The organism is Pseudomonas sp. FSL R10-0399 (genome assembly GCF_009600165.1).
Lineage (GTDB): Bacteria > Pseudomonadota > Gammaproteobacteria > Pseudomonadales > Pseudomonadaceae > Aquipseudomonas > Aquipseudomonas helleri.
This window is the reverse complement of the sequence record NZ_WIWK01000184.1, coordinates 1-6,677: the sequence shown is the minus strand read 5'-3', so window position 1 is coordinate 6,677 and position 6,677 is coordinate 1. Positions and strand designations below refer to the sequence as shown.

Annotated in this window: 3 protein-coding genes and 1 pseudogene; all 4 read left to right on the top strand. The window is 61.7% G+C overall.

All coding sequences use genetic code 11. The features are described from left to right. Positions 1–364: SrfA family protein (locus tag GHO41_RS29935; protein ID WP_256678883.1), on the top strand; the 364-nt coding region annotated here is incomplete at its 5' end. Between the two features lie 18 nt (positions 365–382). Next, complete coding sequence (locus tag GHO41_RS28100; RefSeq protein WP_153393192.1) at positions 383–3,430, top strand: virulence factor SrfB; 3,048 nt, start codon at positions 383–385, stop codon at positions 3,428–3,430. After that, the gene (locus GHO41_RS28095; protein ID WP_153435241.1) at positions 3,427–6,177 is read left to right on the top strand and encodes a virulence factor SrfC family protein; all 2,751 of its coding nucleotides are present in this window, start codon (positions 3,427–3,429) and stop codon (positions 6,175–6,177) included. The genes GHO41_RS28100 and GHO41_RS28095 overlap by 4 nt, the downstream gene beginning before the upstream one ends. 3 nt (positions 6,178–6,180) lie before the next feature. Further along, positions 6,181–6,677: pseudogene (locus GHO41_RS28090) on the top strand (hypothetical protein); the annotation flags it as partial.

Genomic DNA, 6,677 nt, shown 5'->3' with positions numbered 1-6,677 from the left:
GAGCATTCCGCCTGAAGCCGCGGACGGCCAGGCGGACTTCCTCAACGGCCGCTTCCGCGCCGGGGCAGGTATTCAGGACAAAACCACCGGCAAGCCGTTGCGCCTTGAGTACCAGTTTAAAGACGGCCAGGGCCAGGTCGTGGTGCGCAAGCCCGACGGCATCAGTTGCACAGGCCCGGTCACGGCGGCCATGCACGGCGGCAACCTGTCGATCAACAGCCTGGGCCAGGCGGCCTGCGGCGACGGCAGCCGTTACGAAATGCCAAAGGTTGATTGCCGTCAGGGTGCCAAGAGCATTGCTGATTGCAGCGGAATTTATGAAGACAAGCAGTTCCCCATCTCCATGCGGCAGATGGGCGAATAAGCACGGGAAGATTTCGACATGTTGCCAGAAGTTACCCAGTTTGAAGACGTCGTAAAGCTGGTCAGTGATACGGGCATCCAGTTCATGGATTTCGCCTTCCGTCAGGACCAGATAACGTCCCCCAATGGCGCCTTTACGTTGATAGATGGCGACGTGTTGTGCCGTTTGCAGGTGCACACCGACGAGTCGTACTTCTACGAAATTGACCACGAGAAACGGCAAAAGGCCGAGCCGGACTTTTGGCTGCCGATCAGTAAGAGCCTCGCCCTGCTGGACGGGCTTTGGCTGCCTTTGCCGTTCTTCCGCTACATGCCGCCCTACACCTTTGATCAAGGCCCGAGCAACTGGGCGCGCATGCGCTTCGTCAAGCTGGCGGAGCCGGACATTGATGGCAACACGCACCGCCTCACACTGGCCCTCGACACGCGTGTAATCGGCAAAAAAGACGGTATGGCCTACCTGGCGCCTAATGACGAAGACGTTAGCTCCGGGGTGTCGTTCCGCGTAGCGTCCAAATTGGCGCAAATGCGCTGGTTCCAGGATTTGCCGTGGGTCAAGGAGTGGTTGCTGGAAGCATTCCGTGACGCCAGCGTCCGGGTCGACCGCGACCTGCTGCAAGACCAGGAAGACGAAAAACACCCGCAAGCGCACTACCTTAACCTGCTGAGCCTGCTTGAGCGGGTCGAGCAAATCGGGCCGAACCCGGCGCAGCCGGTGATTGTGATGCCAGAGCTGACGGTGATCGCCAACGGAGCAAAGAGCCAGACCAAACCGATACCGGTGGACCTGATTCTGGACGTCGGCAACTCGCGTACCTGCGGGATCTTGATTGAGAACCAGGGCGTGGACCGCATGGGCCTCAAGAATAACTACGTGCTGGAGTTGCGCGACCTGCTGGCCCCGGAGCATGTCTACAACCAGCCCTTTGAAAGCCGCGTCGAGTTCTCCAAGACTTCGTTTGGCAAAGATCATTTTTCGAGCAAAAGCGGGCGCCACGATGCGTTCCAGTGGCCGACCATTGCCCGAGTCGGCAACGAAGCCGGGCGCCTGGCCAGTCTGCGTCGTGGCACCGAAGGCTCAACCGGCCTGTCCAGCCCCAAGCGCTACCTGTGGGATGAAAACGCCTACGACCATGGCTGGCGCTTCAACAACTCCTACATCAAAAATGACAGCGAGCCACCCGCGACGGCCGCCCCGTTTTCGCACCTGATCAACAACCTAGGTGAGGCGCTGTACAGCCTGCCCGAAGACGACCAGATGCCGGTGTTCAAGGCGCTCTATTCGCGCAGCTCGCTGATGACGTTCATGCTGGCCGAGGTCTTGACCCAGGCGCTGGCACAGATCAACAGCCCGGCCCAGCGTGCGCGCCAGGGCAAAACCGGTATCCCGCGCCAGCTCAACAGCATCACCCTGACCGTGCCGCCCGGCATGCCACAGGCTGAACGCAGCATCCTGGGCAAGCGTATGTCGCAAGCCATTGGCCTGGTCTGGAAAAGCATGGGCTGGCACAACAGCGACGAAGATCCGTACACCGATCAAACGACGCGCCCGACCACCCCGCTGCCACTCATCAACATCGACTGGGATGAGGCCTCGTGCGGGCAACTGGTGTACCTCTACACCGAAATTGCCGAGAACTTTGCCGGTCACCCGGAAGAGTTTTTTGCCACCCTGGCGCGCCCTGATAAAGCCGACCGCGATCGCATTACCGTGGCCAGCATTGATATTGGTGGCGGTACCACGGACCTGGTGATTACCGAGTACCGAATCGATCCGGGTGCCCGTGCGGTACACGGCATGAACGTGCACATCGTGCCCAAGCAACTGTTTCGAGACAGTTTCAAGATCGCGGGCGATGACATCCTCCTGGACATGATTCACCGCGTCGTGCTGCCGAGCCTGGAGCAAGGCTTTCGCGAGGCCAGGGTCGAGTCGCCGGACTCGTTGCTGTCACGCTTGTGCGGCAGTGAAACCATCAGTACGCAAAACGAGGTGCTGCGCCAGCAGCTCAACCTGCAAGTGCTTACCCCACTGGGGCTGGCGCTGCTCAGGGCCTATGAGCAATTCGACCCGCTGGCACCGGCGGCGCCCGAGACCTACACCTACCGCCAGTTGCTGACTGAAAGCGACATCAACCTCAGCGTGCTGAACTACGTCAGTGGTGCGGTACGCCGTGACACCGGCGGCGAAGTATTCGACCTGCTGGACACCAAAATCACCTTCAACCTGCGCGCCATTCACGACATGTTCCTCAATGACGGCGTGAACATTGGCAAGCCGCTCAGTGCGCTGTGTGAAGTGATCGCGCATTACCCGTGCGACGTCTTGCTGCTGACCGGTCGGCCTTCGCGCCTGCCCGGCGTGCAGGCGTTTATCCGGCAAAACCTGCCGTTGGTGCCCGGGCGCATCGTACCGATGCAGAGCTACCGCACGGGCGGCTGGTACCCGTTCCACAAAAACGGCCTGATCGACGACCCGAAAAGCACCGCAGCGGTCGGCGCGATGCTCTGCCTGTTGTGCGCCAACCACAGTGTTCACGGCTTCTACTTCCGTGCTGACAAGCTGGTGCCGTACTCGACCATCAAACACATCGGGGTCATCGACCTGGAAAACAGCATCCGCGACCGCGACGTGCTGTTCCGCGATATCCGCACCGAGCGCGGCTGCATCCAGCTGGCCGGGGACAGCGAAGAAGAACAGGCGGTGACACCGGCCCTGGCCATGCCTTCGGCCATCCGTCTGGGCTTTCGCCAGTTGAGTGTTGAGCGCTGGGCGGCCTCGCCGCTGTACAGCTTGAGCTTCACCGACGAAGGCAAACGCAAAATGGCCACCGGCACCCGGGATGGCAGCGGCGCCGTCGCCAGCGTGCGCTTCAAGGTTGCGAAGAACCCGGAAACGGCCAACGCCGGGTTGGTCAGCGACCAGTTGGAGGTGCGCAGCGTGACCTCCAACACGGCGGAGCGCCTGGACAAAAATGACGTACACCTGCAGCTCAACACCCTGCTGGTGTCGAGTCTGGGGGACAACACCTATTGGCTCGACAGCGGAACAGTGAAGCACTCATGAACGAACTGACCCCGGAACAAAAAGCCCTGTCTGCTCGTTGGGCAGCCGTTCATGCCGGTGCAGCTAGCGCCCTGGACTGGATTGAGCAAACCCGCCCGACAGCGCCGAGCCTGGACGGTCAGGCCGATGATTTGAGTTACGACCTGCACCGCGTGCGCAACGAGGCGGCAAACCATGAGCGTGCCGCCACGCGGCCGATGACCCTCGGCTTTTTTGGCATCTCGCAAGCGGGCAAGTCGTACTTGATCCTGTCGCTGGCCGCTGGCCAGAACGAGCGCCTGGAAACCCTGATGGGCGGGCGCCGTGTCGACTTCCTCAAGCACGTCAACCCGGCCGGTGTGGGCAAGGAAGCAACGGGCCTGGTGACGCGCTTCAGTCGGCACGCCAAGGCCTCGGATGACGATCAATACCCGGTCGAACTCAAGCTGTTGGGCGAAGCCGACCTGATCAAGATTCTGGGTAACTCCTGGTTCAAGGACTTTGATCAGTCGCGGGTCACCTTTCGCATCACCGACGAGGTGATCCAGGCCGCATTGAAACCCTTCGAAGGGCGTGAGAATGGGCCTGTGCTACCGGGCATCAGCGCTGACGATGTGGTCTCGCTGTGGGACTACTTCAAAACCAGTTTTGCCAACGCTGTCAGCCTGCTCGACCACGCCTATTGGCCGCGCGTGCTCAAGCTCGCGCCGCGCCTCACGGTGGCAGAGCGCACGCAGCTGTTTTCGCTGTTGTGGGGCAATGAGCCGGCTCTGAAAGACGTCTACACCTCGCTGGCCGGCAGCCTGCACCAGTTGGGGCTGCCTGCGACCGTGTTCGCACCGCTGCACGCGTTGTTCCGCCTGGATGACAAGGGCCGTGAAGTGCAGAGCGACAGCATCATGAGCGTGGATATTCTGGCTCGCTTCGGCACCGCCAAAGACCACCTGATTGATGTGCGCCCACTGCTCAACGGGCAGTTGCAAACACCGCGCAGCGTGCTGGTGTCGCACTTGGCGGCGCTGACCTCGGAGATGACCTTCCGGCTGGTTGAAACCCCCAAAGACCCGATTGTGAATGAGGTCGACCTGCTCGACTTCCCCGGCTATCGCGGGCGCATGTCGCTGACCGATTTCTCCAAGATCAGTGACCCGGCGTTGAGAGAAGGCGACAACCCGGTGTCGCAGTTGATCCTGCGCGGTAAAGTCGCGTACCTGTTCGAGCGCTACACCGACAACCAGGAAATGAACGCCTTGGTGCTGTGCACCAACTCGAACAAAGGCATCGAAATCAACGAAATCGGCCCGGTCCTGACCCGCTGGATTGAAAACACCCAAGGCGCGACCCCCAAGGAACGCGCCACCCGTAGCAGCGGTTTGATCTGGGCCATGACCATGCTCGACCTGCGGATCAACGCCATGGTCAAGATGGCACCGGGGCTGCGTCCCGACAGTTGGGGCGGGATGATCCAGTCGGCGATGACCGAGCGCTTTGGCCGTCATGACTGGCTCAATGACTGGGCCGATGGCGTGCCGTTCAACAACACCTACCTGGTGCGCAAGCCTCACGAAGATTTCGTCTGTGTGGGCTACGACAGCAACCGCCTCGAAACCGGCATCCTGCCGGAGTATCAGCCGGTGCTGGATGACATCGGCGGCGCGTTTGAAGAAGCGCCACAGGTCAAGCAACACTTCAGCCAACCTGCCCAAGCCTGGCAAGCGGTGCTGGGCGGCGACGGTGGCATGACCCGCATCATCTCGGGCATCCGGGCGGTTGCCAGCCTGGACTTCAAACTCCAGCGCCAGCGTGAGCGGCTCGAAGAATTGCTGACCTCGTTCACCACCCAAGGCGTGTCCGAATGGCACATGCCCGACGGTGATGGCGCCATTGAAGCCAAGCGCGCCCAAGCGCAAATGATCTATTCGGGCCTGCGCCTGCGCGGCCAGAAGCTGGGTGATTTCATCAGCCATCTGCAACTGCCGGTGGCCGCCGTGCGTGAGTTGTACCTGAGCGGTGAATACGATAACGAGGCGCTCGTCGCCCCGGCCGAGGTCGAGCCAGACGCGGCGCCCGTTGCGCCGGTCAGCAGTGGCTGGGCGTTTGACGACGGCTACGACGATGAGCCGGTCAGCGGCAAGGCCGTGAAGGCCGATGCGCCTTTGGCCAAACCCCAAGGCCCGCAAAACAGTGCCCAACGCTTCGCCCGTGCTGCGTTCAACATGTGGATCGCGCACTTGCGCCACTTGAGCAACAACACCGGTTTGCTGGCGCTGCTGGGCTTCGACAAAAAGCTCATGGATGCCGTGGTCGCAGAAGTGATCGTGGGGGCCTATCGCGCCCAGGTGCTGGAGCAACTGAGCGCGGCTGTCGCCAAGTGCTCAGAAACCAACGCCCGCCGCGAACGGCTGGCCGAGCGACAAGTGCTCGAAGTGCAGATCGTGCTGCGCGACTTTGTGTCCTGGTTTGGCTATTTCACCCAGCCCGCCACGGAACGCCCAGCCAGCCGCGCCCGCCATGGCAACCCGGTGTTTGGTTTCTACGCGCCGGTCAACACCGCCCCGGCGCAGGCATCGCACGAGCCTGAGCCTGAACACTACCTGCCGACACTGCCCGAACAGGTGGGCATGCCCGCCATGACCTTTCTGACGGACTGGATGTCGGCCCTGGCGGCCATGACCGAAGCGAATGCCGGGCATGGCGCGGGCAGTGAAATAACCCCTGAACAAAATGAACGGCTGGGCCACGTGCTCAAAGCCTACAAGGCGATTTAAGCAATGCCGATTCGAGTCAATTTGCTCGCGTTAGAGCCACACGCCCACGGCTACGCCCGTCTGGTGATCAAAGGGTGGAAGGGGTCGCAGCAGCAGTTGGAGTTCACTCTTCAGCGCAACAGCGATGACCACTACCTGCACGAAGGCCAGAAGTGGAGCAACAACCCCTTCTGGTTCCAGGTGCCGGAGTTCCCGCTGGCCGCCGATGGCAAGAGCCTGGAAGTGCTGGTCGGCCCGCAAATCGTTGACACGCTGCTGGAAGGCAGCGTCGACACCACGTTCAGTTTCGTGCTCAACGAACCCGCGACCGGGACCAAGGATCACGGCGTGGTGCTGCCCGGCCGCGACGTGACCTCCAGAGCTGCTGGCGATGAAAAGGCTGCGCCGCCGGTATGGAAAGGCATCATTCTGGCCGATGTGGTGGGCAGCGTGCCTGCACCGGCCGCGCCCGTTGAAGCGCCGCCGGTGGTGGTTGCTGAACCCGCGCCAGAGCCTGCCCC